General features: G+C 45.2%; 21 protein-coding genes. 15 read left to right on the forward strand and 6 right to left on the reverse strand.

Going from position 1 to position 25,684, the window contains the following annotated elements:
* Nucleotides 1-125 precede the first annotated feature (125 nt).
* Complete coding sequence (locus ACMXYN_RS05670) at nt 126-983, forward strand: hypothetical protein (RefSeq protein ID WP_415893884.1); 858 nt, start codon at nt 126-128, stop codon at nt 981-983.
* A gap of 130 nt (nt 984-1,113) precedes the next feature.
* Here ACMXYN_RS05670 and ACMXYN_RS05675 read toward each other — a convergent pair whose 3' ends face one another.
* A complete protein-coding gene (locus ACMXYN_RS05675; RefSeq protein ID WP_415893885.1) occupies nt 1,114-2,745 on the reverse strand; it encodes a diguanylate cyclase domain-containing protein in 1,632 nt (543 codons plus the stop codon).
* A 202-nt stretch (nt 2,746-2,947) separates the two neighbouring features.
* Between ACMXYN_RS05675 and ACMXYN_RS05680 the strand changes: the two genes are divergently transcribed.
* Both ACMXYN_RS05680 and ACMXYN_RS05685 read left to right on the forward strand, forming a co-directional pair.
* Nucleotides 2,948-4,054, forward strand: a complete 1,107-nt coding sequence (locus ACMXYN_RS05680) for an adenosylhomocysteinase (protein ID WP_415893886.1) — start codon at nt 2,948-2,950, stop codon at nt 4,052-4,054.
* A gap of 124 nt (nt 4,055-4,178) precedes the next feature.
* Nucleotides 4,179-4,697 (forward strand): RNA methyltransferase, encoded by a 519-nt coding sequence (locus ACMXYN_RS05685; RefSeq protein WP_415893887.1) that lies wholly within the window; start codon nt 4,179-4,181, stop codon nt 4,695-4,697.
* An 80-nt stretch (nt 4,698-4,777) separates the two neighbouring features.
* On the opposite strand, the gene ACMXYN_RS05690 is transcribed toward ACMXYN_RS05685, so the two are convergent.
* Nucleotides 4,778-5,362, reverse strand: a complete 585-nt coding sequence (locus ACMXYN_RS05690) for a YecA family protein (protein ID WP_415881720.1) — start codon at nt 5,360-5,362, stop codon at nt 4,778-4,780.
* A 127-nt stretch (nt 5,363-5,489) separates the two neighbouring features.
* Here ACMXYN_RS05690 and recQ point away from each other — a divergent pair, with 127 nt between their 5' ends.
* Genes recQ through ACMXYN_RS05705 form a run of 3 tightly spaced genes read left to right on the forward strand, consistent with a single transcriptional unit; the run spans nt 5,490 to nt 8,856 of the window.
* Complete coding sequence (gene recQ / locus ACMXYN_RS05695) at nt 5,490-7,616, forward strand: DNA helicase RecQ (RefSeq protein WP_415893888.1); 2,127 nt, start codon at nt 5,490-5,492, stop codon at nt 7,614-7,616.
* Nucleotides 7,613-8,032 carry a YqaA family protein gene (locus tag ACMXYN_RS05700; RefSeq protein ID WP_415893889.1) on the forward strand — a complete coding sequence of 140 codons (420 nt, stop codon included), beginning with the start codon at nt 7,613-7,615 and terminating at the stop codon, nt 8,030-8,032. Before recQ ends, ACMXYN_RS05700 begins: the two co-directional genes overlap by 4 nt.
* Before the next feature lie 23 nt (nt 8,033-8,055).
* The gene (locus ACMXYN_RS05705; protein ID WP_415893890.1) at nt 8,056-8,856 is read left to right on the forward strand and encodes a hypothetical protein; all 801 of its coding nucleotides are present in this window, start codon (nt 8,056-8,058) and stop codon (nt 8,854-8,856) included.
* A 13-nt stretch (nt 8,857-8,869) separates the two neighbouring features.
* Here the strand turns inward: ACMXYN_RS05705 and ACMXYN_RS05710 are convergent, their stop codons facing one another.
* Nucleotides 8,870-9,340, reverse strand: coding sequence for a DUF302 domain-containing protein (locus ACMXYN_RS05710; protein WP_415893891.1), 471 nt, complete (start codon nt 9,338-9,340; stop codon nt 8,870-8,872).
* Between the two features lie 226 nt (nt 9,341-9,566).
* Here ACMXYN_RS05710 and ttcA point away from each other — a divergent pair, with 226 nt between their 5' ends.
* The 9 genes from ttcA (at nt 9,567) to recD (ending at nt 23,797) form a co-directional block, all read left to right on the forward strand.
* Nucleotides 9,567-10,442 carry a tRNA 2-thiocytidine(32) synthetase TtcA gene (gene ttcA / locus ACMXYN_RS05715; protein WP_415894467.1) on the forward strand — a complete coding sequence of 292 codons (876 nt, stop codon included), beginning with the start codon at nt 9,567-9,569 and terminating at the stop codon, nt 10,440-10,442.
* Nucleotides 10,443-10,567: 125 nt separating this feature from the next.
* Complete coding sequence (locus ACMXYN_RS05720; RefSeq protein ID WP_415893892.1) at nt 10,568-11,554, forward strand: GlxA family transcriptional regulator; 987 nt, start codon at nt 10,568-10,570, stop codon at nt 11,552-11,554.
* Nucleotides 11,551-12,726, forward strand: a complete 1,176-nt coding sequence (locus ACMXYN_RS05725) for an MFS transporter (protein WP_415893893.1) — start codon at nt 11,551-11,553, stop codon at nt 12,724-12,726. The genes ACMXYN_RS05720 and ACMXYN_RS05725 overlap by 4 nt, the downstream gene beginning before the upstream one ends.
* Before the next feature lie 9 nt (nt 12,727-12,735).
* Nucleotides 12,736-13,515: a class II glutamine amidotransferase gene (locus ACMXYN_RS05730; protein ID WP_415893894.1), complete on the forward strand. Its 780-nt coding sequence runs from the start codon at nt 12,736-12,738 to the stop codon at nt 13,513-13,515.
* 218 nt (nt 13,516-13,733) lie between these two features.
* Complete coding sequence (locus tag ACMXYN_RS05735; RefSeq protein ID WP_415893895.1) at nt 13,734-14,738, forward strand: diguanylate cyclase; 1,005 nt, start codon at nt 13,734-13,736, stop codon at nt 14,736-14,738.
* Between the two features lie 54 nt (nt 14,739-14,792).
* Nucleotides 14,793-15,002, forward strand: coding sequence for a hypothetical protein (locus ACMXYN_RS05740; RefSeq protein ID WP_415893896.1), 210 nt, complete (start codon nt 14,793-14,795; stop codon nt 15,000-15,002).
* 171 nt (nt 15,003-15,173) lie between these two features.
* A complete protein-coding gene (recC, locus tag ACMXYN_RS05745) occupies nt 15,174-18,449 on the forward strand; it encodes an exodeoxyribonuclease V subunit gamma (RefSeq protein ID WP_415893897.1) in 3,276 nt (1,091 codons plus the stop codon).
* Nucleotides 18,442-21,963, forward strand: a complete 3,522-nt coding sequence (gene recB, locus ACMXYN_RS05750; RefSeq protein WP_415893898.1) for an exodeoxyribonuclease V subunit beta — start codon at nt 18,442-18,444, stop codon at nt 21,961-21,963. The genes recC and recB overlap by 8 nt, the downstream gene beginning before the upstream one ends.
* Nucleotides 21,956-23,797: an exodeoxyribonuclease V subunit alpha gene (gene recD / locus ACMXYN_RS05755; protein ID WP_415893899.1), complete on the forward strand. Its 1,842-nt coding sequence runs from the start codon at nt 21,956-21,958 to the stop codon at nt 23,795-23,797. Before recB ends, recD begins: the two co-directional genes overlap by 8 nt.
* Nucleotides 23,798-23,861: 64 nt before the next feature.
* On the opposite strand, the gene ACMXYN_RS05760 is transcribed toward recD, so the two are convergent.
* From ACMXYN_RS05760 to ACMXYN_RS05770, 3 genes are all read right to left on the reverse strand, one after another.
* Nucleotides 23,862-24,002: a hypothetical protein gene (locus tag ACMXYN_RS05760; RefSeq protein WP_415885180.1), complete on the reverse strand. Its 141-nt coding sequence runs from the start codon at nt 24,000-24,002 to the stop codon at nt 23,862-23,864.
* A 147-nt stretch (nt 24,003-24,149) separates the two neighbouring features.
* A complete protein-coding gene (locus ACMXYN_RS05765) occupies nt 24,150-24,392 on the reverse strand; it encodes a GrxA family glutaredoxin (RefSeq protein ID WP_415881706.1) in 243 nt (80 codons plus the stop codon).
* Between the two features lie 554 nt (nt 24,393-24,946).
* The gene (locus tag ACMXYN_RS05770) at nt 24,947-25,516 is read right to left on the reverse strand and encodes a TIGR04211 family SH3 domain-containing protein (protein WP_415893900.1); all 570 of its coding nucleotides are present in this window, start codon (nt 25,514-25,516) and stop codon (nt 24,947-24,949) included.
* Nucleotides 25,517-25,684: the final 168 nt, after the last annotated feature.

Genomic DNA, 25,684 nt, shown 5'->3' on the forward strand with positions numbered 1-25,684 from the left:
AGGTTCTTTTCTGATAAAAATTTCGGTTAGTTAAGTTTTAAAATAAATACGATTTACTAATTAAATTATTTTCTATATCTAATTGCTTGGTTAGATAGCATAAATTTGAAATCTTTAGGTGAGTGATGAATAAAAAGATCGACGTTTCTAGTGATATGCATAATTTACTACAGGGGATTTTTCATGATAGATTGACAGAGCAAGGGATTATATTTTCATATATATGTGCTAAAGCATTTAATATTGTTAGGTATCCATGGACACCTGATCGTAGTATAGATTGTGAAAGTGTAAATTCATTGAAAGCAACAGAAACAATTAATTCTTTTGGTGTGGAAAAAATATCTGATTTAGTTGAAGAAATTAAAGATATAAAGAATAAGACAAGAGATATCCTAATTGAGGAACATCAAGGAAAGCAGCACATTATATTGAAAAGAGCTCTGTCTCCCTTAGCCGATGAACAATATTTAACAGCAGTAAGACGTTATGATAAACCTGAGGTATTCCCAATGCTAGCGATGGCTGCTCAAAAAGCTGGAATTGCTTCTTTTAAAATCGATGTTGATATTGTAAGCGGCTGGTCAACGAGATCCGATAATAGATATGGGAGCCTTCATGTAAAAAAAAGTTGGGATATTAATGACATAATTATTGTGTCTGATTACATGAATGGCTTTAATAGCGAGATAGGAGCTCTTGAGAGCAATGAGTGGCTTTGCCTGAATCGAAATGAGAATGGACTAGTTGAATTGAATACGGATGAATGTCATATAGATAAAAATCTGTTGCCTAGAAAATACATAAAAAAAATAGAATCAAGTCCTAATTTAAATATTCTTGCAGAAAAATTACAACAAGAAACTTTAAATCAATCTTCATTACGCTCTTTGCCTGCTCCGATTTTTTTTAATCTGAACTCTCCTAAATTAGAGTTTGGTTTAGTAGAGAAATTAAAGATATTATTCTTTTCAGGAAATTAAATGATAGATTAAAGGGGTCATGCCCTTTAATTATTTTGTGATTAGCTTTAAGGGAAACACTTAACAAGTATCCACAGCCGATCTTTGCAGTATTCTTCCTGTATTTAGCGTTGAAAGCCCCTAACCCACCTCACTCAGAAAAATAACAAACCGATGTATCAGCAGAATGCTTAGCCTGATACATCGCTTTATCTGCGCGTTGTATCAGTATTTCTGCGCTGCCTGCATCCTCTGGGAAGATACTAATCCCAATACTTGCTGAAATAATATGTTGCGCCGGTTTTAGATCAAACGGGGCTACAAGGCTGTTTAGGCATTTCTCTGCGACTAAGATCGCTTGTTCGCGCTTGTCGATATCAATCAGGGCCACAAACTCATCGCCGCCGATACGGGCAATGGTATCGGTGGAGCGGAAGCAGTGTTTTAAGCGTTTAGCGACTTCGCGCAGGACTTTATCACCGGTGGCGTGGCCGTATTGGTCGTTTACCGGTTTGAACTTGTCCAGGTCGATATAGATAACCGCTAGTTGACTGAGTTGCCTTTCTGCTCGGGAGATCGCACTTTCGAGACGGGAGTAGAAGAGGCGGCGGTTGGGTAGATCGGTGAGTGGATCTTGATAGGCTTTGGTCAGAAGGTTGTCTGCCATAGCGCTATGGGTCTTTTCGTCACGCACGATCAGTACAAATTTATTGGCTTGTACCGATTGGCCTTGAACCGCATTTAGGGTGGCGAAATAGGTTCTGTGGTCGTGACTGCAGATCTCTCCGCACCAGCTACTATTCGACTCGGTCAGTTTGTCCAGATCTATGGCATTACGTTCTGGGCTGTACAGGAGTTCGCTCAGTTGCAGACTTTGCGTTTTATCTTTTAGCTGACGGAACTGGGTTTGCGCCGCTTCGTTGCTGGATATGATCTCGCCTTCGTCGGATAGAATGATGCAGGGATCTGGGGTGGCATCAAATACGAGAGAGGCGAGGAGTAGGTTCTGTTCAGCTTCTCGCTCAAAGGTAACATTACGACCTATGCCTAGGACGCCAGTCTCAGTTGAGTTGCTCTCTTTAAGCGGTAGCTTATACATATCTAATAAGCGACGACGACCATCTTTGTAGGAAACCCATTCGTCGCAGCGTTGCGCTTCTAGGGTTTCTCTTACCTCTTTATCTTTGTTAGCAATGTATTCTGCTGAGGTTTTCGACATCAGCTCGTAATCGGTGCGGCCTAAGATATCTTTGGCGGGGGTATCTAGAAACTCTTCAAAGCTTTTGTTGCACAGTTGATAAACCCCTTCAGGGCTTTTGGCAAAGATAAAATCAGGGACTGCGTTAATAATGGTGTGCAGTAGTTCTTGCTCGCGCTCTATCTCTTGTTGGGCTTCGATGAGGTCGGTTATGTCGTGCAACACCACCATTGCGCCTAAATCCGTGATCAGTGAACCGGAGTAGGAGGTGAACTTACCCTGAAAAGTATGCTGCTGTTTGCCGATAGAGGTCTGGCTGATGCGAACTTTATGTTTTTTGCCCATAAAGGCTTGTTCGAGCGCGCCTTTGATCTGCTGTTCGTAGGCTTCGGTGCCATGAACTTCGGCAACGGTTTTGCCGATAAACACATCTTTAGGAATACCAAAAAAGTTTTCGTAGCCTTTATTTACCGCCACAAACTTATTGTTTTGATCCACGATGGCAATCATGTCACCGAGTTGATCAAGCATAGATAGCTCTGTTTGTGGGTGTAGCTTAGAAGGATCGTTCTGTTGTGCGTTCATACTGACCTTGGCATTTTGATCAAACTTCTATTGAGCGAGCAATATCGTTCAAAAGCCTTTTTTAGGGGCGGCTACGAAGAAAATATTCGTAATGTCTTAAGTAAGGGTAAAAGAATAAAACATACGTTTAAATTAAACAATTGTTTGAGATTGGCGCTCCGATAATTTACACAGTGGGGATCAACATACCTAGGAGAGAATGATGACCCCTTTATTTATGAAAGCCCGGCATTTTTTTGAGGATATTTGTCCCGCTCAGGATGACACACTAAAACTGGTTGTTGTTACCCATCTACTTGATACGCCTCCGGTTTTTTTGGATGCGTTGGAGCAATTTTGCCGTGTGAAAATGGTTTTGCCGAAGCCGAAAAGTATCAGTCGATCAACACTGGAACAAGTAGAACAAAGGTTTCAGGTGGTGATTAAAAAGCGCTCTCAGATTAGTTCAGTCGAGGTCATATCAGCAATACTGAATGAATATGTCCCAGAAGGGGATATGATCTTAGTCGATATTGGTGGCTATTTTGCTTCTGCGCTGCCGCAATTACCTGATCGATTAAAATCCAATCTTCTGGGCGTGGTAGAAGTCACTGAAAATGGCTTACAACGTTATCTTGAACATGAGCAACTGCCGGTACCGGTGCTTTCGGTTGCCCGTAGCCCACTTAAAAGTCCCGAAGATTATCTGACTGGTCAATCGATTGTTTATTCGGCCGAAGCTTTGATGCGTGAATGCCATCAAATTATGAACGGCGGTAATGCGGTGGTATTTGGTTATGGCAAGATCGGCCGCTCGATTGCTAAGGCGCTGCATGAGAAGAATATCAATACTAAGGTGGTTGAGATCGATCCGATTCGTGCGATTGAGGCGAGATCGCGCGGTTTTGATCTGATCAATAAAGAGGATGCATTGCAGAGTAGTGATGTGATCTTTTGCGCGACGGGGAATCAATCGCTGAATAATCACGATTTTAACCGTATCAAAAACGGTGCGTTTATCTTTTCTGTGACGTCTTCTGACGATGAGTTGGAACTGAGTCGTGCTGATAGCAATTTCTCGGTGAGTCAGGAAACCCAGCATATTGCACGGTATGAGCGTTTAGGTCAGTACTTTTACTTGGCCAATCGGGGTAACGCGATCAACTTTATCCATAATGCTGAGGTCGGGCCTTATATCTACCTTGTGCAAGGGGAGGTAATTAAGGCGATTAATCATATCCGTTCTCAATCTGTGCCAGCGGGATTGGATCAGTTACCTACGCCAGAAAGGCGAGATCTGGCAGAGCGTTGGCTTGCGCACTTTGGTTAACCTGAAAAGTAGTAGAAAAACAGGTGCTCGGTTGTGCTTCCGAGCCTTGTTTTACGTGTTCTCACTGGCAGAATTGCTATAGAATCCCTGCTTTTTAGCGCACTATTAAGAAAGCAGTATAAATATGTCTGAAAGTCATCAAGCCCATATAGGTTTAACTGATCCCAAGAGCCCTGAGAATGTTGGGGCGATCATGCGTGCCGCGGGTTGCTACAACGTGCAATCTGTTACCTACACGGGTAATCGTTTTAACAAAGCGCAGGAACAGAATAAGCGACTGCAGACAGATACGCGCAATATGCTGGAGCGTATCCCGCTAGATCATATCGAGTGCTTTAAAGCGTCTATTCCAAAAGGTGCTAGACCGGTTGCGATTGAGCTTGTGGAAGGTGCGACTTCCTTGATTGACTACGAGCACCCAGAAAATGCCTACTATATCTTTGGCCCAGAAGATCGCTCGATCGATAAAGAGGTCGTGGCTTGGTGTGAAGATGTGATCTACATTCCGACTGTTGGCTGTATGAACTTAGCTGCAACGGTGAATGTTGTGCTTTACGATCGTATTGCTAAGTTAGGCCCGAAAGCGTCTGGTGATGAGTTGATCCGAACATCGCGTGATCGCAATAATCAGCTCAAGGTGTAACGACAGGCAGTAATAAAAGGCGAGATCACTAGCCTAGTCAGTCAACTAGGCTAGCTGTAGTAAGCGTATAGAAAGCGAACTTACTTATCTGGTGCGTGGAAATATAGGTACAGATCGATCAGAAGTTCTGGAATCTGCGCGCACATCTCTGCACATAGTTTCTCATCTTCACGAATCTTGTTGATGTCATCTTCTTCAAACAGTTCAGATGCAACCATTACTGGTAGTAGCATCTCAGCCACTTCTTCCTGCTTCTTACTACCGAACCATTCTTCTTCCTGAGTGAACACGCCTTCCATAAAGGCTTGTGACCACCATGCTAGAGGCGAGATATCTTCATCTTCTTCAGCATCTAGAGACAGTTCGCACGGTAGTTCGATTTCACCGTCGCTGTATAGCTGACCGCCAATCGTGCTGTATAGGCGTTTTAGTAGGCCCATGATCTCAGCTTCTTGCGCTTCTGATTCCCAGTTTGGCGTCTGATCAAAAACCAGTTCCATCCACGTGGATTCATCAAGAGGAGTAGGGCTGATATTTAGCGCGCTAAACAAGCCGTGAACGCCGATAAGATCAAGGCAATCTTCTGAAACAGCATCGGAATAAAGGAAGTCGTCCAGTAGATCCAGTTCTGAATCGGTAAGTGCATTCGCTGAAGTGAGAGTCATGAATATATTCCTAAAAGGTTATGCCGCTGATTTTAACTTGCTTGGTTAGATTTAGCAGTATTTTTTAACTGCTCAATTCAATACGGTTGTCAGTGACAAAGGCGCACGCTTTCTGGATAATCCAGCCATGAATTCAAGCGCGTTACAGATCCTCAAAGAGGTTTTCGGTTACGATCAGTTCCGAGAGCCCCAAGCCGAAGTTATAGATACCCTGGTAAATGGCCAAGATGCCTTGGTGGTTGTGCCTACAGGTGGTGGTAAATCACTCTGTTATCAGCTGCCTGCATTGATGAGGCAGGGCACGGCTATTGTTATATCGCCGCTGATCGCTTTGATGCAAGATCAGGTGACTGCGCTATCGCAATGGGGTATTCGTGCTGGGTGCTTGAATTCGAGCATGGATTTCTCTTTGATCAATGAAACCGAGCATCAGCTAAGATCCGGTGGTTTTGATCTTCTCTATATCGCGCCGGAACGATTACTTCAGCCGCGCACGCTCTCTTTGCTTCAGTCCTGTCAAATTGCACTCTTTGCAATCGATGAAGCGCACTGCGTATCCCAGTGGGGGCATGATTTTAGACCAGAATATTTGCAGCTAAGCCAGCTGGCTCAGTTATTTCCTGGTGTGCCGCGTATTGCGTTGACGGCAACCGCGGATGAGCGCACTCAGCAAGAGATTGTTGAACGATTAGCGCTGACCAATCCTGCTGAGTTTATCCAAGGTTTTGACCGCCCGAATATTCGTTATCGTATCGGGCAGAAAGACAGCGCTAAAAAGCAGCTGTTAAAGTTCCTAAAAGATGAGCACCCGAAAGATTCCGGTATCGTTTACTGCCTTTCTCGAAAGCGGGTAGAAGATACTGCGGCTTGGTTATGCGAACAGGGCTTTAATGCCTTGCCTTATCATGCGGGACTCGCGGCAGACCTTCGAAGTCATAATCAGCATCGCTTTTTGACTGAAGAAAATATCATTATGGTGGCGACCGTTGCCTTTGGTATGGGCATTGATAAACCGAACGTGCGCTATGTGGCTCACTTGGATCTGCCAAAAAGTATCGAAGCCTATTATCAGGAAACTGGCCGTGCTGGTCGTGATGGTTTACCTGCCGATGCTTGGATGGTTTATGGCTTGCAGGATGTGATGTTCCTGCGTCAGATGCTGGAAGGCTCGCAAGCGCCAGCGGAACAAAAGGTGGTTGAGCGCCAGAAGCTAGAAGCGATGCTTGGGCTGTGTGAGATTACGACCTGCCGACGTCAGGTACTTTTAAGCTATTTTGGTGAGAAAGATCATCAACCTTGTGGCAATTGCGATACCTGTTTAGAGCCTGTGCCTGTTTGGGACGGTACCGAAGCGGCACGTAAGGCCTTATCGGCGGTTTACCGTTCTGGTCAGAGCTTTGGTGTGAATCATGTGGTCGATATTCTGATGGGAAAATCGAATGAGAAAACCAAAAACTTCGCCCATGAAAAGCTTTCTACTTGGGGCATAGGCAAAGAGCTGGATAAGAACCAGTGGCGCTCTGTTTTCCGTCAGCTGGTGGCTCGCGGATTGTTGGGTGTGAATGTCGATCAGCACGGTGTTTTGCACTTAACCGATAAGTGTCGTCCGCTATTACGTGGTGAAACCAAAATCCAACTGCGTAAAGATCAGCGCCAGCATACGCCTTACCGTAAAAACCAAGTGCCGCAGAGTCAGCTGGAAGCAGAAGATTACGCATTGTGGAATGAGCTTAAAGCGGTGCGTAAACGCTTGTCTGATGAACAGGATGTACCACCTTATGTGATCTTCCACGATGCAACGCTGATGGAAATGGTGATGTATCGCCCGCAAACCTCAGATCAGTTCAAACGTTTGAATGGTGTAGGTGAACGAAAACTAGATCTTTATGGTGCTGATTTCATTCAGGCAATTGAAGAATTTGAGGATCAGCACAAAGCCGATAATGTTGAGACTCAGGCAATGGAATCGGTTGTGCTGTATCGAAGTGGTATGACGGTTGATCAAGTTTCGAGACAGCAGCATCTATCGGTTAATGCCATCTACGGACACTTAGCCCAAGCTATCCAAAAAGGTGAGATTGCGGTAAAGGATGTGGTCGATCTTCCTGAGAAAGAGTTCAGTCATATCGAACAGGTGATGCTGGAGTGTCAGCAGGAGTTTGGCCAAGCGTTAAAACCTGTCCACGAAGCATTGGCTGGTGTCTATGAAGTTGGGGTTCTTCGTTGTATTAAGGCTGGGCTGGAATCCGCGTGAGTGAAGATCTGAGTCTCTCAGCTTTATTCATCAGCGGTTTTATATCGGCTACGTTATTACCCGGCGGTTCCGAAGTCCTACTGGCTTGGCAACTCTCTCAAGATGTTCATAACCCTTGGAACCTTTGGGCTGCAGTGACAGCGGGCAATGCCTTAGGCGGCATTGTGACTTTCTTAATGGGCTGGGGGATTGCCCATTACTACCCTCTACGCGCACTATCATCACCTAGACAACAGCAAGCGCAAAGATGGCTCACTCACTATGGCCCTGTGGCTTTGTTAATGTCATGGGTTCCGCTAATCGGCGATCCGCTTTGTTTGGTTGCTGGCTGGTTAAAAACCAATTTTTGGCTTAGTGTACTGATGATCACTTTGGGAAAAGCGATCCGATATCTGATTATTGTTGGTGTGATTTAAGGGATTAATTGGAGGGGCCGTTCGTGGGATTAGTGGCTAAATCGCAACGAAGTACATGGGGTTGGCTACGTTTAATTGTTCTGATCCTAGCGTTAATCGTGGTGGCGATGAATGCTTGGCTATCGCAGCTGCGCTCTACCGATTGGGATCGGCCGCTTTGGGTGGTGATCTATCCGATTAACGCCGATCAAGGCGTTGATACCCAACTCTATGTTGATGCCTTATTAGAAGGTCACTTCGACGATATCGAGCATTTTATGGCGCGAGAAGCGCGTCATTACGATCTCCCCCTAGAAACACCGCTCGAAGTTTATCTTGCTCCCCCTTTGACCGAACACCCTCCAAAACCGCCACAAAACCCGAGTATGTTAGACAGTGTCTTATGGAGTTTAAATCTGCGTTATTGGGCTTGGCAAAACGATAGTTGGACTGGCTCAACGCCTGATATCAAAGTCTATTTGAAGCTGCATTCGCCCAAGACTCATCAGGTGCTAGAGCATTCCTTAGGTTTGCAGAAAGGGATGATCGGGGTGGTGAATGGTTTTGCTAGCGTCGATTATCAAGCACAGAATAACTTTGTGACCATACATGAAGTGCTACACACCTTAGGGGCGACCGATAAATATGATCTCAGCAATAACCAGCCGATCTGGCCCGATGGTTATGCCGATCCTGAATTAGAACCATTATTGCCGCAAGCTTATGCGGAGGTGATGGGTGGTCGAATTCCAAGGACATCGACCACAGCTGAGATGCCAGAGAGTCTTGAGCAGGTTTTAGTTGGCGAAAAAACTGCTCAAGAGATTAATTGGGTTCAGCCTTAATCGTTATCAGTGTTTATTGCTCGATAACTGACTTCAACGCTTTAACGATATCCTCTTCAAGTTCAATCAGCAGATCCTGAGCAGGGCTTTCTGGATTGATCTGACTTGGGCGCAGGAACTTAATATAGGTGATGTCGTTCTTGTGCTGCAGAGTGATAGAAAGAGGGCAGAGTGCACCCATATCAGGGTCTTTGTTAATCACATGGTTAGCGTACCAAGGATTACAGAAGACTAAGCTGCGGATCTCTTCATAACCATGTTTGTTGTAATCAGCGCCCCAGCGGTCTTTATAGTGAGTCAGAGAGCGGCCGATATTGGGCTCGAAGATGACATAAAAGCGGCTCTCTTCCAGAGCTTGGCTGATCTCTGTGTGGTTAATATCAAAATCCCCCTCCATCTCAAAAGATAGAATCGGGTTAGCAAAAACGGTGCTGCTCGCTAGCAGAGTTGCCGAGAAAACCAGTCTTTTGATCAGCTTAAGCATTACTTGCTCCAAAGAATCCATTTACCGATGAACGTTCAGTTTAGTGTATCACCGCATCTTAGCTGAGCAAGCGTCAAGGTGTAGGACTTCTTAAGATTATCTAGTGTATAATCTGCGCTCCGAAATAGAGCTGAATACCATGACTACTAGCAACACCTCATCAATTGAAGATCCTCAACTAACTGACGCCGAAGCTGCTGCAGAGCAGAAGAAGCAGAAAACCCGTATGAACAAGCTGCAGAAGCGTCTGCGCCGTGAGATGGGTCGCGCGATTGAAGACTTCAATATGATCGAAGAGGGCGACAAGGTTATGGTCTGCCTATCTGGCGGTAAAGATTCATACGCGATGCTGGATATCCTGATGAATCTGCAGCGCAGCGCCCCAATCAATTTTGAGCTGGTGGCGGTGAATCTGGATCAGAAACAGCCGGGTTTCCCTGAGCATGTTTTGCCTGCTTATTTGGAATCGATCGGTGTACCTTTCCATATCTTAGAGCGTGACACGTATTCCGTTGTTAAAGAGGTGGTGCCTGAAGGTAAAACGACCTGTGCTCTTTGCTCACGTTTACGCCGTGGTTCTCTATATGGTTTCGCTGAAGAGATCGGTGCTAACAAAATCGCACTAGGTCATCATCGTGACGATATTCTAGAGACCTTGTTCCTGAACATGTTCTATGGCGGCAAGCTTAAATCTATGCCACCAAAACTGGTTTCGGATGACGGTAAGAACATGGTTATCCGTCCGTTAGCTTATGCGCGCGAAAAAGATATCGCTGCCTTTGCCGAGCTACGTGGCTTCCCAATCATCCCTTGTAACTTGTGCGGTTCTCAGGAGAACCTGCAACGTCAGGTGATCAAAGAGATGCTGCAAACTTGGGATAAGAACTTCCCAGGTCGTATCGAAACGATGTTTCGTTCGTTACAGCACGTTGTGCCATCACACTTGGCTGATACTGAACTGTTTGACTTTAAGGGCTTGCAGCGTGGTTTCCCTCACGGTATTGATCCAAACAGTGGCACTTCTATGCGCTCTGATAACGCGCCGACAGAAGAAGCGGTGCAGACGTTTAATCCTCAGAAGATCGATGTTCTTTCTCTCTAATCTTTCCATTGCTTAATGATGCATGTCCGAAATTGTCGGATATGTGTCATTGATGACATTTCGGTTTCGCGTAATACTGCTATTACAGGTTAAAAACTCAGGTTTAATCGCCGTGGGAGTATTACGTGAAAACTATCGCCGTTCTTGGCTATGCTGATTGCCAAATTCTTGATGTCACCGGGCCATTGCAGGTGTTCGCATCGGCTAATCGGGCATTAGGGCAAGATTTCTACCAGATTAAAATTCTTGGATTATCGCAAGAGCCTATAGTGACCAATTCGGGGATGCGCTTGGTTCCTGATCAGTGCTATTTCGATGCTACGGATATAGATACGCTGCTGTTTGCAGGTGGACGTGGAGTAGATCTACAGAGGCAAAATCAGGAGCTGATTAACTGGATACAGGAGCAGGCTAAAACTGTTCGACGTATTGGTTCTGTCTGTAGCGGTGCTTTCCTCTTGGCGGAAGCCGGTTTGTTGGCGGATAAAGAAGCCGTATCTCACTGGCAGTGTTGTGATTTGTTAGCCGAAGAGTTCCCAGATACGCGGGTTAACTCCGATGCGATCTGGATTAAACAGGGCGATCTGTATACCTCCGCAGGTGTGACCTCTGGTATTGATCTGGCCTTAGCCCTCGTCGAGGAGGACTTAGGTCATGAGATTGCGATGGCGGTTGCACGAGAGTTGGTGGTGTTTATGAAACGCCCCGGTGGTCAGGCACAATTTAGCACTCAGCTAGAAGCTCAATTAAAAACTACAGGGCCTGTAGCTAAGGCAGTTGCTTATATCGAGCAGCATCTGAATGCAGAGCTTAATCTCGCCGTATTGGCCGAGCATTGTTGTGTCAGTGAGCGGCATCTGTTCCGTCTGTTTAAAAGTGAGTTTGGGCAATCGCCAGCCACTTATATCGAAAACAGCCGCTTAAGTTTGGCTCGGCAGTTATTAGAAAGCGGCGCATTGAATCTACAACGAGTCGCTGAACAGAGTGGTTTAGTATCTGCAGATAACCTTCGTAGAGTGTTTATTCGCCGTTTAGGTATTAACCCAAGTGAGTATCGGGATCGTTTTGGTTCTGTGACTTGTGATCAAGCGTCAAAGGATATTAATTCATGAATCTGAATGTTTTCTTACTCTCCGGTTGCCAAGCCTTATTAACCACCGGAAATATACTTTTAGTCTCGGTAGTGGCTTTGATCGGTCAGAACCTCGCGGCGAGTCCTTCCATGACTACATTTCCGGTGGCGACCCAGTTTATCGGATTGATGCTTGCGACGATTCCTGCCTCTCTGATTATGCGTCGTATAGGCCGAAAAAATGGATTCTACTTAGGAAATTCGATCGGCATATTGGGCGCGGCATTGTGCATTCTTGCTCTGCAAGGAGAGCAGTTTTTCCTATTCTCGTTTGGTACTTTCCTTTTGGGGATAGGCATTGGCTTTGGTACTTTGTACCGTTTTGCAGCAGTCGAAGTCTGCGATGATCAGTCGAAAAGTAAAGCTATCTCCTTAGTTATGGCCGGTGGTGTTGTAGCTGCGGTGATTGGGCCGCAGTTGGCTATCTATAGTCAGGATTTGCTAGGCGAAGCGGAGTTTGCTGGTGCTTTTGTTGGATTATTAGGCCTTTACGTTATTGCACTGTGTTTGCTGTTTTTTACTCATATTCCCAAAGAAGTGGCTGCTGAAGAAACTGACAAAGCGCGTCCGTTGATGACGATTGTTCGACAGCCCACCTTTATCGTTGCCGTTGTTGTTGCAATGGTGGGTTATGTGGTGATGAACCTACTGATGACAGCAACGCCGTTAGCTATGGCCCGTTGTGGCTTTACCTTTGCTCAAGCGGCTCATGTTATCGAGTGGCACGTGTTAGGTATGTTTGTACCGTCGTTCTTTACCGGCAGTTTGATCGCACGATTCGGCCTTAATCCTGTTATGTATGCTGGCGCCGTATTTATGTTGGCCTGCATTGGCATTAACTTGATGGGCGTATCTGAATGGCATTTTTGGACGGCATTGGTGTGTTTAGGGGTTGGCTGGAACTTTATGTTTATCGGCGCGACTCAATTGGTTACCACCACGTATAGACCTGCAGAGAAAGCTAAATCTCAAGCTGCGAATGAGTTTTTAGTGTTTAGTATGGTGACAGTTTCCGCAATGTCTGCCGGTTGGATGGAGGCTGTGTTGGGCTGGCAAGCAATGAATTGGATTGTTTTACCTTTGATCCTTTGGGCTGTAGCAGTTATTTTCTATATAGGCCGCTCTCATTCTGAGCCTGTGGCTGCTACCTAAGGAAGGAATATGAAGTCGCCACAATTTTTATCTATCGTGACCTCATCGCCAGTTAAAGTGAGATTGACCAATCTCCCTGAAATAGAGGCTTTAGGCATCACTACTGTATGTGAATCTAACTTACAACGATTCACTGCTATGGATAATAACAGGGCGTTGGGGCTTGCAGATTATCTTGCAGAAAACCCTGAAGAAACTGAGGTATGGTCTGCAGCGTTTTATCCTGAACTACCCCTTGAGGCCGTTGAGATACAACCTTATTCAAGGGCGCAGCGTGGTTTACCCTGTTTGTTTTCCCAAGTAGGGGAGTTACCCGGCATCGAAGATGGTGATCGCTTTCCTGTGGGAGATCAGTGGCCACTAAGCTGTAGCCCTCAAGAGCGAGCGTTTAGCTTGTTGCAGGAGCGGATGCGTAAGCTATGGAGCGAAGGGCGACCGGATGCTGAGATGAAATTAGCTTTAATCGCTGATTATGCCGGACGCTTAAATCGATTAAGCGGTCATCACTTTATTCATTGGGATGGTGAGTTGCTTTTTGCCTATTCTGGTAACGAAACTGACCTTGAAACTTTGGCTTACCAGAGCTTTTCATTTAGAGAACTTTGTTTGAATTTGGGGGTAGATCTAGAGCTTTCTTCAGATGATCTTGTTACCGGTGTTATTGTCGCTTCCCAGTCTTTATTGGGCGACGAAGCTATTCCTATCAATCCGGGGAATACCTTATGTTTCAGGCAGGGGGAGCTATTTGAACAGTGTGAACCTGTAAGTTTTTGGGAAAGGGTTGAGTAGCTCTTTCCCAAATCTAAATAGTAAGCTTTTGCCAACAACCGCTTCCATTATTGATCCAGCTTCTTGTTTTAATTTGTTTTTTAATATTCCTTCATAAAATCCAATTGTTGACTATATTTAAGTTACTTAAGGATATAGAGTAGTGGTATTACCAATTAAAATATTGGTCATACCTTTGGCTGTTAGTATTAGCAAGATGGTTAGGCGCAGTAAGATTTATGAAGGAAAACGTAGTTCCTCAAGCAGGTATCCCGCCCATGGCAATCGTTGATATGACAGATCAATCCATGCTTATTCAAGTGTTTGATCGCATTGTCTTACCAACCTTTGTACTTGATAAAGATCACACCATTATTTATTGGAACTCTGCTCTTGAAGCCATTAGTGGTTTAAGCAGAGAAGAAATGATCGGTACCAAAGATCAGTGGAGGCCTTTCTACTCCTCCGCGCGCCCTTGTTTGGCTGACTTGATACTTGAAGGCGGTAAAGACGAAGACGTTAAGCACTACTATATGAATAAGTGTCAGCGTTCAGAGTTGATCGAAGGTGCTTATGAAGCCGAAGACTTCTTCCCTGACTGTGGTGTCGATGGTGAATGGCTGCAATTTACTGCTTCCAGTATTGTTGATTCCAATGGTGACTTAATAGGTGCTATTGAAACCTTCCAGAATATTAGTGGGCGAAAGAAAGCTGAGTTTGAGCTGCTTGAGCGAGAACGGATATACAAAGAGCTTAGTATCACCGACAGCTTGACCGGTCTTCATAATTCTCGTCATTTCTATGACCAGATGGAAAATGCGTTGGAAACTGCTCGCCGTTACCATCATGGTTTTACTTTATGCTTTTTCGATCTAGATGATTTCAAAAAACTCAATGACTCTCATGGCCATTTGATGGGCGATAAAGTGCTCGAAACCTTTGGTGCTTTGGTTCGCTCTTCTCTACGTACCTTGGATAGTGGCTATCGATATGGTGGAGAGGAGTTTGCGATCTTACTGCCATCAACCGATGTTGATGGCGCAGAAACTGTGGCTGAAAGGGTTCGCGAAAGTTTGCAGAACTATCAGTTTATCTTGCCGGATGGTGAGACCATACGTTGTAGCGTCAGTATCGGTGTTACCGCTTATACCGTTGGTGACAGTGTACAAAGCCTTATGCAGCGTGCAGATAACGCCCTTTATAAAGCAAAAGAGCAGGGTAAAAACTGTATTGTCACAGTTTAGCTTTTCACAACCGCTTCTCTATGTAATCATCTGCCTCCGTAACTTGGAGGCAGTATGAAGAGTTTTCTTTTTTCTACAGACAATGATCGTGGTGGCGTAATTTTGTGTGATTTGGACACCTTGCCAGAAGCGGTCGACTATTTGAAACAACGCTTTAAAGGGGTTGTTCGAGTAGAGCAGGGCCGAGACTACTGGTCCGAGGAAGAAGGCTTTGGCAGTTTGCCTGCACCAGCGGAAGAAGATAACCCTCAAAGCAGCGGCTGATGGCTTTTCTCTAAACAGTAGCTGATGGCTCTTCTGTTACTCTATTTATTCAAGTTAATCTCAGCGTTCCACAATAATTAGTAACTGACATTAAAAGTCCAGTTCAGTAAAGTAGATAGCTCTATTTACCAACCCTCGTTGGTGAGCAATTTTTACTGCATCAGGGCACGGATGTTTCAGGTATATCACTCCAACTCGATATGGGTCCTTAAGGATCTCTTAGTTGAATTAATTCGACGCGACCCGATCGCGGATCCCTTTATCTCTGAGCAAATTCTGGTGCAAAGCCCAGGTATGGCGCAGTGGCTCAAACTTGAGTTAGCACAGGCATCTGGGATTGCTGCATCAATCGATTTTCCACTACCAGCATCGTTTTTGTGGAAGAGTTTTTCCAATGTTTTAGATGATGTTCCCGAGCGCTCTGCCTTTACCAAAGAGGCAATGGCTTGGAAGTTGATGTTGGTGTTACCCGATCTGCTGAACCAACCTGAATTCCACTCGCTGCAAACCTATTTGGCAGAGGATGAAGAGGATTACCGCCTCTATCAGTTGTGTAACAAAATTGCTGATATCTTCGACCAATATTTGGTGTATCGCCCTGATTGGATCGCTGATTGGGAGCAAGGCGGAAATCTGGCTGCTGCCCGTCATAGCTGGCAGCCAGTCCTATGGCGAGCATTGACCGATTACACCCTTTCGTTAGGGCAGTCTCATTGGCATAGGGCCAATATGTTTGGCGATTTTGTAAAGCTGCTTCGTCAACGCTCTAACCTGAAACAGTTACCGCCACGCCTGTTTGTCTTTGGTATTTCAGCGCTGCCGCAAAATTATATCCAGGCGCTACAAGCCTTAGGTGAGCAAGTTGATGTGCACCTGATGATTATGAATCCTTGTCGCTACTATTGGGGTGATATTCTAGATGCTGCTCAGATCGCGCGAGTTAACCGTCGCTGGTTTGGCAAACCCGAACTAGAGATGAGCGAGTATGCCCAAGGCAACCCGCTTTTGGCGTCTATGGGTAAGTTGGGGCGTGATTATATCTATCAGCTTCAAGATAACGCGGTTGAAGAGATCGATGCTTTTGCTGAACCGGAAAGGCATTGTTTGCTGAACAGTATCCAGCAGGACATTTTGGATTTAGATAATCCGACCTCATTCCCTGAAGATCCTAGTCATAGTGAAACAAAACATAGCGTTGATGAGAGCGACCGCTCGATAGTGTTGCATAGCTGCCATAGCCCGCTGCGCGAAGTAGAGGTTTTACACGATCAGCTGTTAGCCAAATTTGAGGAAGACCCTGAGCTAAAACCTCGCGATATTATTGTGATGATGCCGGATGTGGCAGCTTACGCGCCTTATATCGAGGCGGTGTTCTCTAATGCACCTTCTGAGCGCTACATACCATTTTCTATATCGGATCGCAGTAATCGTCAGGAAAACCCTCTGTTACTTAGCTTTGAGAAAGTACTCAAGCTAAATAGCAGCCGCTTTACCGTATCTGATGTATTAGAGCTACTGGAAGTACCTGCGATCTTGCGTCGATTTGGTTTGGATGATGATAGCTTCCTACGCCTTCGTTATTGGGTTGATCAAGTCAATATTCGCTGGGGACTGGATGCTGAACAACGAAGTGTCTGGGAACTGCCACTATTTGAGCAAAATAGTTGGCGCTTTGGTTTGCGCCGTATGCTCGCGGGTTATGCCTTAGGTGAACAAACGGCGTATTGGCAAGAGATCTCGCCATACACTGAAGTGGAGGGGCTCGAAGCTGAGCTACTCGGTAAGCTCGCTGATTTTATTGATCTGTTGGAAGAAGCGAAAACCTACTTCGGCCAGTCGCTCTGTTTAGATGAATGGGTTGCGGTGATTAACCAGTTGTTGGAAGCGTTTTATCTTGCCGATGAGCAAGATGAGATCGCTTTGAACTCAATTCGTCAGACGCTACAAAATCTGCAAGAACAGCTATCAGATGCTGAATTTAATCAGCCGTTATCCTCTTTAGTGATCACCGATTATCTGTTGAACGGGATGAACCAGCAGCGCTCATCCCAACGCTTTATGATTGGTGCGGTTAACTTCTGTACCTTGATGCCGATGCGTTCGATCCCTTTTAAAGTGGTTTGCTTGCTTGGCATGAATGATGGCGCGTACCCGCGGAGTATTCCTCCGGTAGGTTTTGATTTGATGACCGACTATCCGCGCAGAGGCGATCGTTCCCGTAGAGACGATGACCGTTATCTATTCTTGGAGGCGATGCTGTCAGCCCAAGAGCAGCTTTATATCAGTTTTGTCGGACGCTCTATTCGCGATAATAACCCTAAAATACCTTCGGTTTTGGTCAGTGAGTTACTTGATTACATCGAACAGGGTTATACCTATGCTGTCGATGCCAGCCTGCCGTATACCGATAGTGGGCAAAAACTACGGCAGTCGTTGATCCAACAGCACCCGTTAGTTGCTTTTAGCCCGCAGTACTTTGCTGAGCACTCGCAGTTGTTTAGTTATGCGGCTCAATGGTTACCAGCTGCTGGAGCCGATACTAAGCCTCTGCTGAAATTTATAAATCAGCCGTTGGAAAACCAAACACTTTCCGAATTAGAACTCTCCGATCTGATTCGCTTTTTGAAGAGCCCGTGCCGTAGCTTCTTTAATCAGCGGTTGAAAGTGTATTTCAGTCAGAGCGAGATCGAAGCACAAGACGAAGAGCCGTTCGCGCTGGATAACTTGGAATCTTATCTGATTAAGCAGCGTTATCTGGATACGGCGTTGGCGGAGCAGTCGCTAGATCAACTGGATCAAACGGTATTAGCTGAGGGTATTCTTCCGGTAGCTCAAGCGGGCGAGTTAACACTGCAGAAAATACGTCATGATTGCGAAGAGCTTGCTGAGAAGATCCGGCCTCTATGTGAAGGTAACCCTGAACGAGTTGAAGTAAATTTGGATCTGGATGGCGTACGTTTGCAAGGCTGGATAGACCATTGCTATCCGGAACATCTGTTGCGCTATAGACCGGCGCAAGTCAATGCGCGGGATCGCTTATCTACCTGGGTTGAGCATCTAGTTTTGTGTGCGCTGGGCGCGCGCAAAAACACGATCTACCGCGGTTTGTCTGGTAAGGCGTTCTATCGCCAAGTTGAATCTACAGAAGCGCGTCGTTTACTAACCGAGCTGGTGGCTTTTTATCAGCAGGGGATGACAATGCCACAAGCGTTTGACGCTTCATTGGCTCATGACTATTTTGCGCAACGGGCTAAAGATACTGATAAGGCTTTGCAAAGCTTAGAAAAACGTTTCTACGGAGACAGTTTTAGTATCGGGGTTTTAGACGACCCTTATGCGCGCCGGGCATTCCCCGATTTTAATCAATACACCGAACAGTTTATTCCTCTGGCAGAAAGTGTGTACGAACCGTTGTTAGCCTATGTAGAGGAGGGGAAAGATGACTAGTGTTCTTCCGCTAGAACCGTTTACTTTTCCTCTGAAAGGGCAGCAGCTGATAGAAGCCAGTGCTGGTACCGGTAAAACCTACACGATTACCGCTTTGTATCTGCGTTTGCTTTTAGGCCAAGGGGATATCAGCGATAAGCCGTTAGGACCTGATCAGATCTTAGTTGTGACCTTTACAGAGGCTGCGACAGAAGAACTTCGAGATCGTATCCGCAGTCGAATTGTCGATGCGCGAAATGCTTTTCTGTTACCAGATGTTAGTGATCCGTTTTTAGATCAGCTAAAACAAAATACAGCAGATCATGAACTGGCGATCAAACTGCTAGAACAAGCGATTCGTCAGATGGATGAAGCTGCAATTTTTACCATCCATGGTTTCTGTCAACGGATGCTTAAACAGCATGCGTTTGAAAGCGGTTCGTTATTTGAGAGTGAACTGACTCAAGACGATCAGAGCCTGATTCGAAGTGCAGCGATCGATTTCTGGCGCAATACTATCTATCCATTATCAGGACCGCTTAGTAGTTTGGTGATGCAGTATTGGTCTAGCCCTGAATCACTGATGATGGAAATACGCGGTTTGCTAAGCCGCAGTGTTCGGGTAACGCCAGACTTATCTGATCAGGATCTGGCTGAGGCTTATGATGCAAGGTTAGAAGTGCTGAATGAGTTCAAGCAAGCATGGCTACAGAATGAAGATGATCTGGTTGCGCTGGTTCAAAGTTCAGGGATAAACAAGCGCAGTTATACCAAAGCAAATCTACCGAAATGGATTGCCCAGATCGATGATTATGCGGCATCAGAACAACTGGAGCCGAATAAAAAGCTGGTTACAACACTGCAGAAATTCACATCTTCAGTGTTGCAGGAGAAAACGCCTGAAGGTGCTGAATATCCGCAACATTTTCTGTTTGAGCAGTTAGATACTCTGTTAGAGGGTGCTGTTCCGGTTAAAGAGATACTGCTAAGTCGTGCATTGAAAGAGGTTCGACAGCGTTTAGCACGAGCTAAAAAACAGTATCAAGTGCAAACATTTGATGACTTGCTGATCGACTTGCATCAAGCGTTGTATAGCAATAGCGGAGAAAGCTTAGCCGGTGCTATTTGTGATCAGTTTCCGGTCGCAATGATTGATGAGTTCCAAGATACAGACCCACTGCAGTACGGTATTTTTTCAACGCTGTACAAAGATGTAAATCGACACGCTTTGATCATGATCGGTGACCCGAAACAGGCGATCTATGCTTTCCGTGGTGCCGACATCTTTACTTATATTCAGGCCCGTCGCCAAGTGCCGCAGACCTTTACCTTAGAGACTAACTGGCGTTCTACAACGCCGATGGTTGAAGGGGTAAACCATCTTTTCCAATCGGCTGATTCTGCTTTTATCTACGATGAAGATATTCCATTTATCCCCGTTAAAGCAGCGGATAAAGGTAGTAAACGCTTAAAGATTCAAAATGTCGAACCTCCCGCTTTAACCTTATGGCATCAAGAAAGTGATGAGCCGCTGAATAATGCGCAATACTTAGCGACTTATGCTCAAGCTACGGCTTCTGAAATAGACCGCTTACTGTCTGGTGATACGCTGATAGGAGATCGAAAATTACAAGGCTCGGATATCGCAGTGCTGGTAAGAGATCGTTTTGAAGCAGAAGAGATTCGTAGAGCATTGGCTGTCTATGAGCACCCTTGCGTTTACTTGAGTAACAAAGATTCGGTTTTTAAATCTCAAGAAGCGATCGAACTCTCTTTGTTGTTAACGGCAATTGAAAATCCGCTGAATGATCGAGCACTGAAAGCTGCATTGGCAACAGAGTTTATGCAGCTCGATATGCATGATCTTGATCGACTAAATCATGATGAATTAGGTTGGGAGAAGGTGATCACTGAGTTTAGTGATTATCGTGAAATATGGCTGCGCTTAGGTGTGTTGCCCATGTTAAACCGACTGATTCATCAGCGTAATCTAGCTGCAATGACGCTTGAGCAGGTATCCGGAGAGCGTCGTTTAACAAACATGCTGCATCTGCCAGAACTTCTGCAACAAGCGAGCGCTGAAAGAGAAGGTATAGCTGGATTGATCCGTTGGTTTAACGAGCAGATTTCACAGCCTTCTGGCGGTAGTGACGAGCAGATTTTACGCTTAGAAAGTGAGCGAAATCTTGTGACCATTGTGACCGTGCATAAATCTAAGGGTTTGGAATATCCAGTCGTCTTCTTGCCTTTTGCTTGCCGTTTTAAAGAGCAGAAAAGTGCTTTTTATCATGATGAATCAGGCGAAGCTGTTTTAGATCTTAAAGCTGAACCGGAAGCGTTGGAAGAAGCGGATAAAGAACGACTGGCTGAGGAGCTACGTCTACTCTATGTAGCCCTAACCCGCGCGGTTTATAGCTGCTATATCGGTATCAGTCATATCAAGATCGGTAATAGTAAAAAGTCCCGATTGATTGACAGCGCCTTGGGGTATCTTCTTCTGCAATCGGGGATTGAGTTGGATGAAGCTCTGCAAATACTCGAACAGCATGCTGCTATCCAAGTATTAGCGCCGCCAAATTATGGCTCTCAGAAAGATCTATTTGCCGTTGAGGAAGAGAAAGCGGCGCAGCTAGAAGCACGTAATTTTGAGCGTAAAATCGATCGCGATTGGCGTGTCAGTAGTTATTCTGCACTGAGTAAACATCAGGCTAGTCATATACCTGAACTTCCAGGGTTGGATCTAGAAGTAGCTGCAGAAGGGCAGGAACAGGTCGAAGAAGTTATACCTGACGAAGACAATATCTTTACCTTTCCTAGAGGCGCCAATGCCGGCACCTTCCTGCATAGCGTCTTTGAAGAGATCAGCTTCGCGCGATATCAGCAGGTCATGCTGGAATCGGATGAGTACCGCACTCAACTTCAAGATCAGCTACAGGTAGCAGGCTACGAAGAGCGTTGGCAGCTTGTGATCGAAAAGCTGATAGAAGATGTCCTCGCAACGGATCTTAATGGGCAAGGGCTGTGCTTAAACCAGATCAACGATGAAGACCGGTTGGTGGAGATGGAGTTTATGCTCAGTGCAGAACACATCACGGTAGGGCGTTTAGAGTCTTTGATTCGTCGCTACGATCCTTTAGCGGCTAAGGCTAAACCGCTCTCTTTTGAACCTTTAAGAGGCTTACTAAAGGGCTTTATTGATCTGCTCTTCCGCGATGGTGAGAAGTACTATGTCTTGGATTACAAATCTAACCACCTAGGTTATGAGTCTTCCTGTTACACCCAAGAGGCGATACAAGAATCGATGATTGATCATCGCTACGATCTGCAATATCTGCTCTACACTCTCGCGGTGCATCGATTACTGAAACAACGTATACCTGATTACGAATATGAGCGGCACTTTGGCGGCGTTTACTACTTGTTCCTTCGTGGAATGGACGGTAAAAGCACCAATGGGGTGTTCCATGATAAACCGGATATTGAATTGATTGAGAAGTTGGATCTGATGTTTGCTGGCGAGGTTGTTGATGTCTGATACATATCTACCCCAACTGAAACAATGGTCGCAAGAAGGGATTATTCGTTCAGTCGATTATCAACTCGCAGCGTTCGTTGCTGAGCAAAAGTCTGATGATTCTGCATTACCGCTACTTGCCGCTTTGGTTAGCTTTGAGTTGGCCTCGGGTAACGTGTGTCTGCCTTTAGAGAGGTTGATCTCACCGAAAGGCTATTGGCCTGAAGAGATAGTGGCTCTAGTCGAACCTGTCGATTGGACGGCACTAAAACCTGACGCTCGCCTTTTGATGCTGGGGACTAATAAATCGCTAGAAAGTGCGCTACTGGTTTTAGATCAGGGGCGCTTCTATCTGCATAGATATTGGCAATATGAGATCCAAGTCGCTAAGCAGTTAAGCCAACGTACTGTGCCTGTTGATGTGGATCTACCTTTGCTGGGCGATCATCTTGCGAAGCTTTTCCCTAAACAAAACGAAGAGATCGACTGGCAGAAGGTGGCTGCTGCGGTTGCGATTCAAAAACGTTTCTCGGTAATTAGCGGTGGTCCGGGTACAGGTAAAACCACAACGGTTATTAAACTGTTGGTTTTGTATATTCAACAGATGCAGGCTAAGGGCGTAGATATCAATATCCGCTTGGCTGCCCCTACGGGTAAGGCCGCAGCGCGTCTAGCTGAATCGATTAACTCGGCAAAACAGAAATTAGCATTATCTGCCGAACTTGCTGATCTTGTGCCGTCGGAAGCCAGCACACTTCATCGTTTATTGGGTGTGATTCCGAACCAGATAGGTTTTCGTCATCATGGGGATAACCCGTTGCACTTAGACCTGTTGGTATTGGATGAGGCATCGATGGTTGATCTACCGATGATGGCGCGTCTATTGGATGCGCTGCCTGATCACGCACGATTAATATTGCTTGGAGATAGAGATCAGCTAGCGTCGGTAGAAGCGGGGAATGTCTTAGGCGATATCTGTAGTTGGCAGGGAGAATTGGATTACAGTGCTAATCAACAACAGGTATTAACCCAGTTAGGTGCATTTCCTCAGGCCCAATCGTCCGGTTCAGCTCAATCTTTTTCTGACTGTCTGGCACTTCTACGTAAAAGCTATCGCTTTGATGATAAAAGTGGCATCGGTTATATGGCGAAAGCGGTTAATTCCGGCAGTGTTGAGCATGTTAAGCGGGTGATGGCTAAGGGCTTTGAAGATCTAAAAAATCATTACCTGACTCGTGATAGTTACGAAGAGATGATCAATTTGGTTGTTTCTTTTTACAGTGAGCTGTTTCGTCATGTTAATCCTGAGGCTTCACCCAAACACTTATTGGATCGTTTATGTGAATTTCAGCTGCTGTGCGCGCGGCGTGAAGGAGTCTATGGCGTTGCCGGTCTGAATGAACGTATTCAAAAAGAACTGCGCAGCAGGGGCTATATCAAAGGCTCTGATACTTGGTTTGCTGGACGACCGATTATGATCACCCGCAACGATCCTGCACTGAAATTGTTTAATGGTGATATCGGGATTGTGCTTGCCGATGATAGTGGAAAGCTCAAAGTGTGGTTTGAATTGGATGGCGAGCTACGTAGTGTGCTGCCAAGTCGCTTGCCTGAGCATCAGACTGTGTTTGCGATGACTGTACATAAAAGCCAAGGTTCTGAGTTTGATACGGTCGCGTTTATTTTACCGCCGGACGACAGTCCTTTGCTGACGCGAGAGCTTTTGTATACGGGGATTACCCGAGCACGTAAAACCTTGCACCTATATGCGACTAAAGCGGCCTTATTTGCTTCTACAGAGCGGAAAACGGAAAGATCGGGTGGTTTAGCTGTGAGGTTATGGGGCGGTAGATAAAAATAAAGCCTGATCAGGTGTTGTACCCAAGTCAGGCTCTTATCTATATCACAGCGGTAATGGATTAACGGCGACGACGCGCTGGATGCTGTGGGTGTTGCTCATTCTCAATACGAATAGGTTGTACACGTGGCGTGTTGTTTCCTAAGGAATACAAGAAAACTACGCCTGCTGCGATGGCAACCAATGTAGCAAATGTCATCATAACTCACTCCTAACTGGTGAAAGACCAGTACAACTGTCTAGCAGTATAACTCAATAAACAGGCTTATCATTATTTAGCGGCTAATATGGAAAAAATCTTAGCCGTTGTCCTAATACCTAAACAGTTATATGGGCATCAGGGAGTAATTTAAACCCCCTGTGCGTTTAAATAAGCTTCTAGCTCAGTGAAACCACCAATATGTTCTTGGCCGCAGAATACTTGAGGCACGGTAGTTACTGGTTTACCCACTGTTTGCTCTAGATCTGCTTTACTGATGCCTTCCTGGTGGATATCGATATAACGGTAATCTAGCTGTTTGATTTCACAAATCTGTTTTGCACGGGAACAAAAACCACAACCTTCACGACCAAAAATAGTAATACGTTTCATCTGTCTTCCTCCGTTTAAGTGATGTATTAATTGAAACAGAGGCGGCTGATTGATCCCAATTAGATCTGTTTATCTAATCGATTGGTTCTTTTTATGGAACATCTTAAAGAGAGCTATATGAGCGAAGGTATGGTTTTTTGTAGGACTTTAAGATCATTAATATGTGTTGTGAATACTATTTTGCGCCGCACAAATTGGGCTGAAAAGGCGTGATTTCGGGGGATGGAAGGTTTGTCCCCAATCTTTGTGGATAACCTTGTAAACAACTCCTATCGAACTTCGTTAAAGCTCGATAAAACCTTGCGATTAACGAATTGATTAAAAAGTAATCAATAGTTTATCTCTATGATTTAAAAGGTTTTTTAGGCGAATTTCTATGAGAAAAGTTGTTTTTGAGTGGCCAGTCAGCTATTGCGTGTAAAGTTACAGGGCTGTAATTAATGTCAAGGAGAATGATCGATAAATTTAGATTTTTTTATTGATTGAAGTCCTTTTTACACAATAAAAAAACCGGAGTTCGAACTCCGGTTTTTTGTGTGTATAAGCTGAAGTGATTAGAACCACTCATCCTTACGCTTTTTACGCTTAGGGAAGTAAGGAAGGATCAAACCGAGGAATACACCACCTAGCGCAACTAGGCCGCCGTGTGTAAACCAGCGCATTAGATTGCTCTCATCGCTTGATTCGATCTTAAAGTTAAGATCTTTAATAGACGCCTTAAGCTCTTGGACTTCAGTACTTAGTGTCTGATTATCTCTTTTTAATGCTGCAGATTCTTGCTGTAGGGATTCGATCTGCTGAGCTTGCTCTGTCACGGTTGTTTGGCTTTTCTCTAAGCTGCTTTGAAGCTTAGGCAAGCGTACTGACATGCTATCGCCAGAATCAATCGCAGAAGGTTCTACCCAACCGATACGGCCTTGAGGCATACGGATCTGCGCATATTTAGTTTTAGGGTCCCGTTTAAGGATCGTGACAGCGGAGCCACTTTTAATGCGGGTAATGATTCGATATTCATTACTCGGGCCGTTATGCACGTAGACCATTGCATCGTCTGCAATATGACCTTTTTCCGCTTGAGCAGATACAGAAAATAGTAGGAGAGAAGTCAGTAGTAACTTTTTCATTGATACATTTGTTTGAACGCTAGAATTTGGCATATTGTACGGATTAAACTGGTTGCTTAACAGGTTGTTTTTGGGGTTATTCTGATTTCATTTTTTCTAATTAAGAATAAATAGTGCAGAATACCCGGAAGCGAGACAGCCTCAGCAGCCTGTTTGGCTGTTGTTCAG

The organism is Neptuniibacter sp. PT8_73 (assembly GCF_047778045.1).
In the GTDB taxonomy this organism is placed as follows: domain Bacteria; phylum Pseudomonadota; class Gammaproteobacteria; order Pseudomonadales; family Balneatricaceae; genus Neptuniibacter.

Excerpts from the sequence above, each read along its gene's own strand:
- ACMXYN_RS05670 (WP_415893884.1), top strand. The coding sequence starts at position 126 with ATGAATAAAAAGATCGACGTTTCTAGTGATATGCATAATTTACTACAG.
- ACMXYN_RS05675 (WP_415893885.1), bottom strand. The coding sequence starts at position 2,745 with ATGAACGCACAACAGAACGATCCTTCTAAGCTACACCCACAAACAGAG.
- ACMXYN_RS05680 (WP_415893886.1), top strand. The coding sequence starts at position 2,948 with ATGACCCCTTTATTTATGAAAGCCCGGCATTTTTTTGAGGATATTTGT.
- ACMXYN_RS05685 (WP_415893887.1), top strand. The coding sequence starts at position 4,179 with ATGTCTGAAAGTCATCAAGCCCATATAGGTTTAACTGATCCCAAGAGC.
- ACMXYN_RS05690 (WP_415881720.1), bottom strand. The coding sequence starts at position 5,362 with ATGACTCTCACTTCAGCGAATGCACTTACCGATTCAGAACTGGATCTA.
- recQ (WP_415893888.1), top strand. The coding sequence starts at position 5,490 with ATGAATTCAAGCGCGTTACAGATCCTCAAAGAGGTTTTCGGTTACGAT.
- ACMXYN_RS05710 (WP_415893891.1), bottom strand. The coding sequence starts at position 9,340 with ATGCTTAAGCTGATCAAAAGACTGGTTTTCTCGGCAACTCTGCTAGCG.
- ttcA (WP_415894467.1), top strand. The coding sequence starts at position 9,567 with ATGAACAAGCTGCAGAAGCGTCTGCGCCGTGAGATGGGTCGCGCGATT.
- ACMXYN_RS05725 (WP_415893893.1), top strand. The coding sequence starts at position 11,551 with ATGAATCTGAATGTTTTCTTACTCTCCGGTTGCCAAGCCTTATTAACC.
- ACMXYN_RS05730 (WP_415893894.1), top strand. The coding sequence starts at position 12,736 with ATGAAGTCGCCACAATTTTTATCTATCGTGACCTCATCGCCAGTTAAA.
- ACMXYN_RS05735 (WP_415893895.1), top strand. The coding sequence starts at position 13,734 with ATGAAGGAAAACGTAGTTCCTCAAGCAGGTATCCCGCCCATGGCAATC.
- ACMXYN_RS05740 (WP_415893896.1), top strand. The coding sequence starts at position 14,793 with ATGAAGAGTTTTCTTTTTTCTACAGACAATGATCGTGGTGGCGTAATT.
- recC (WP_415893897.1), top strand. The coding sequence starts at position 15,174 with ATGTTTCAGGTATATCACTCCAACTCGATATGGGTCCTTAAGGATCTC.
- recB (WP_415893898.1), top strand. The coding sequence starts at position 18,442 with ATGACTAGTGTTCTTCCGCTAGAACCGTTTACTTTTCCTCTGAAAGGG.
- recD (WP_415893899.1), top strand. The coding sequence starts at position 21,956 with ATGTCTGATACATATCTACCCCAACTGAAACAATGGTCGCAAGAAGGG.
- ACMXYN_RS05760 (WP_415885180.1), bottom strand. The coding sequence starts at position 24,002 with ATGATGACATTTGCTACATTGGTTGCCATCGCAGCAGGCGTAGTTTTC.
- ACMXYN_RS05765 (WP_415881706.1), bottom strand. The coding sequence starts at position 24,392 with ATGAAACGTATTACTATTTTTGGTCGTGAAGGTTGTGGTTTTTGTTCC.
- ACMXYN_RS05770 (WP_415893900.1), bottom strand. The coding sequence starts at position 25,516 with ATGAAAAAGTTACTACTGACTTCTCTCCTACTATTTTCTGTATCTGCT.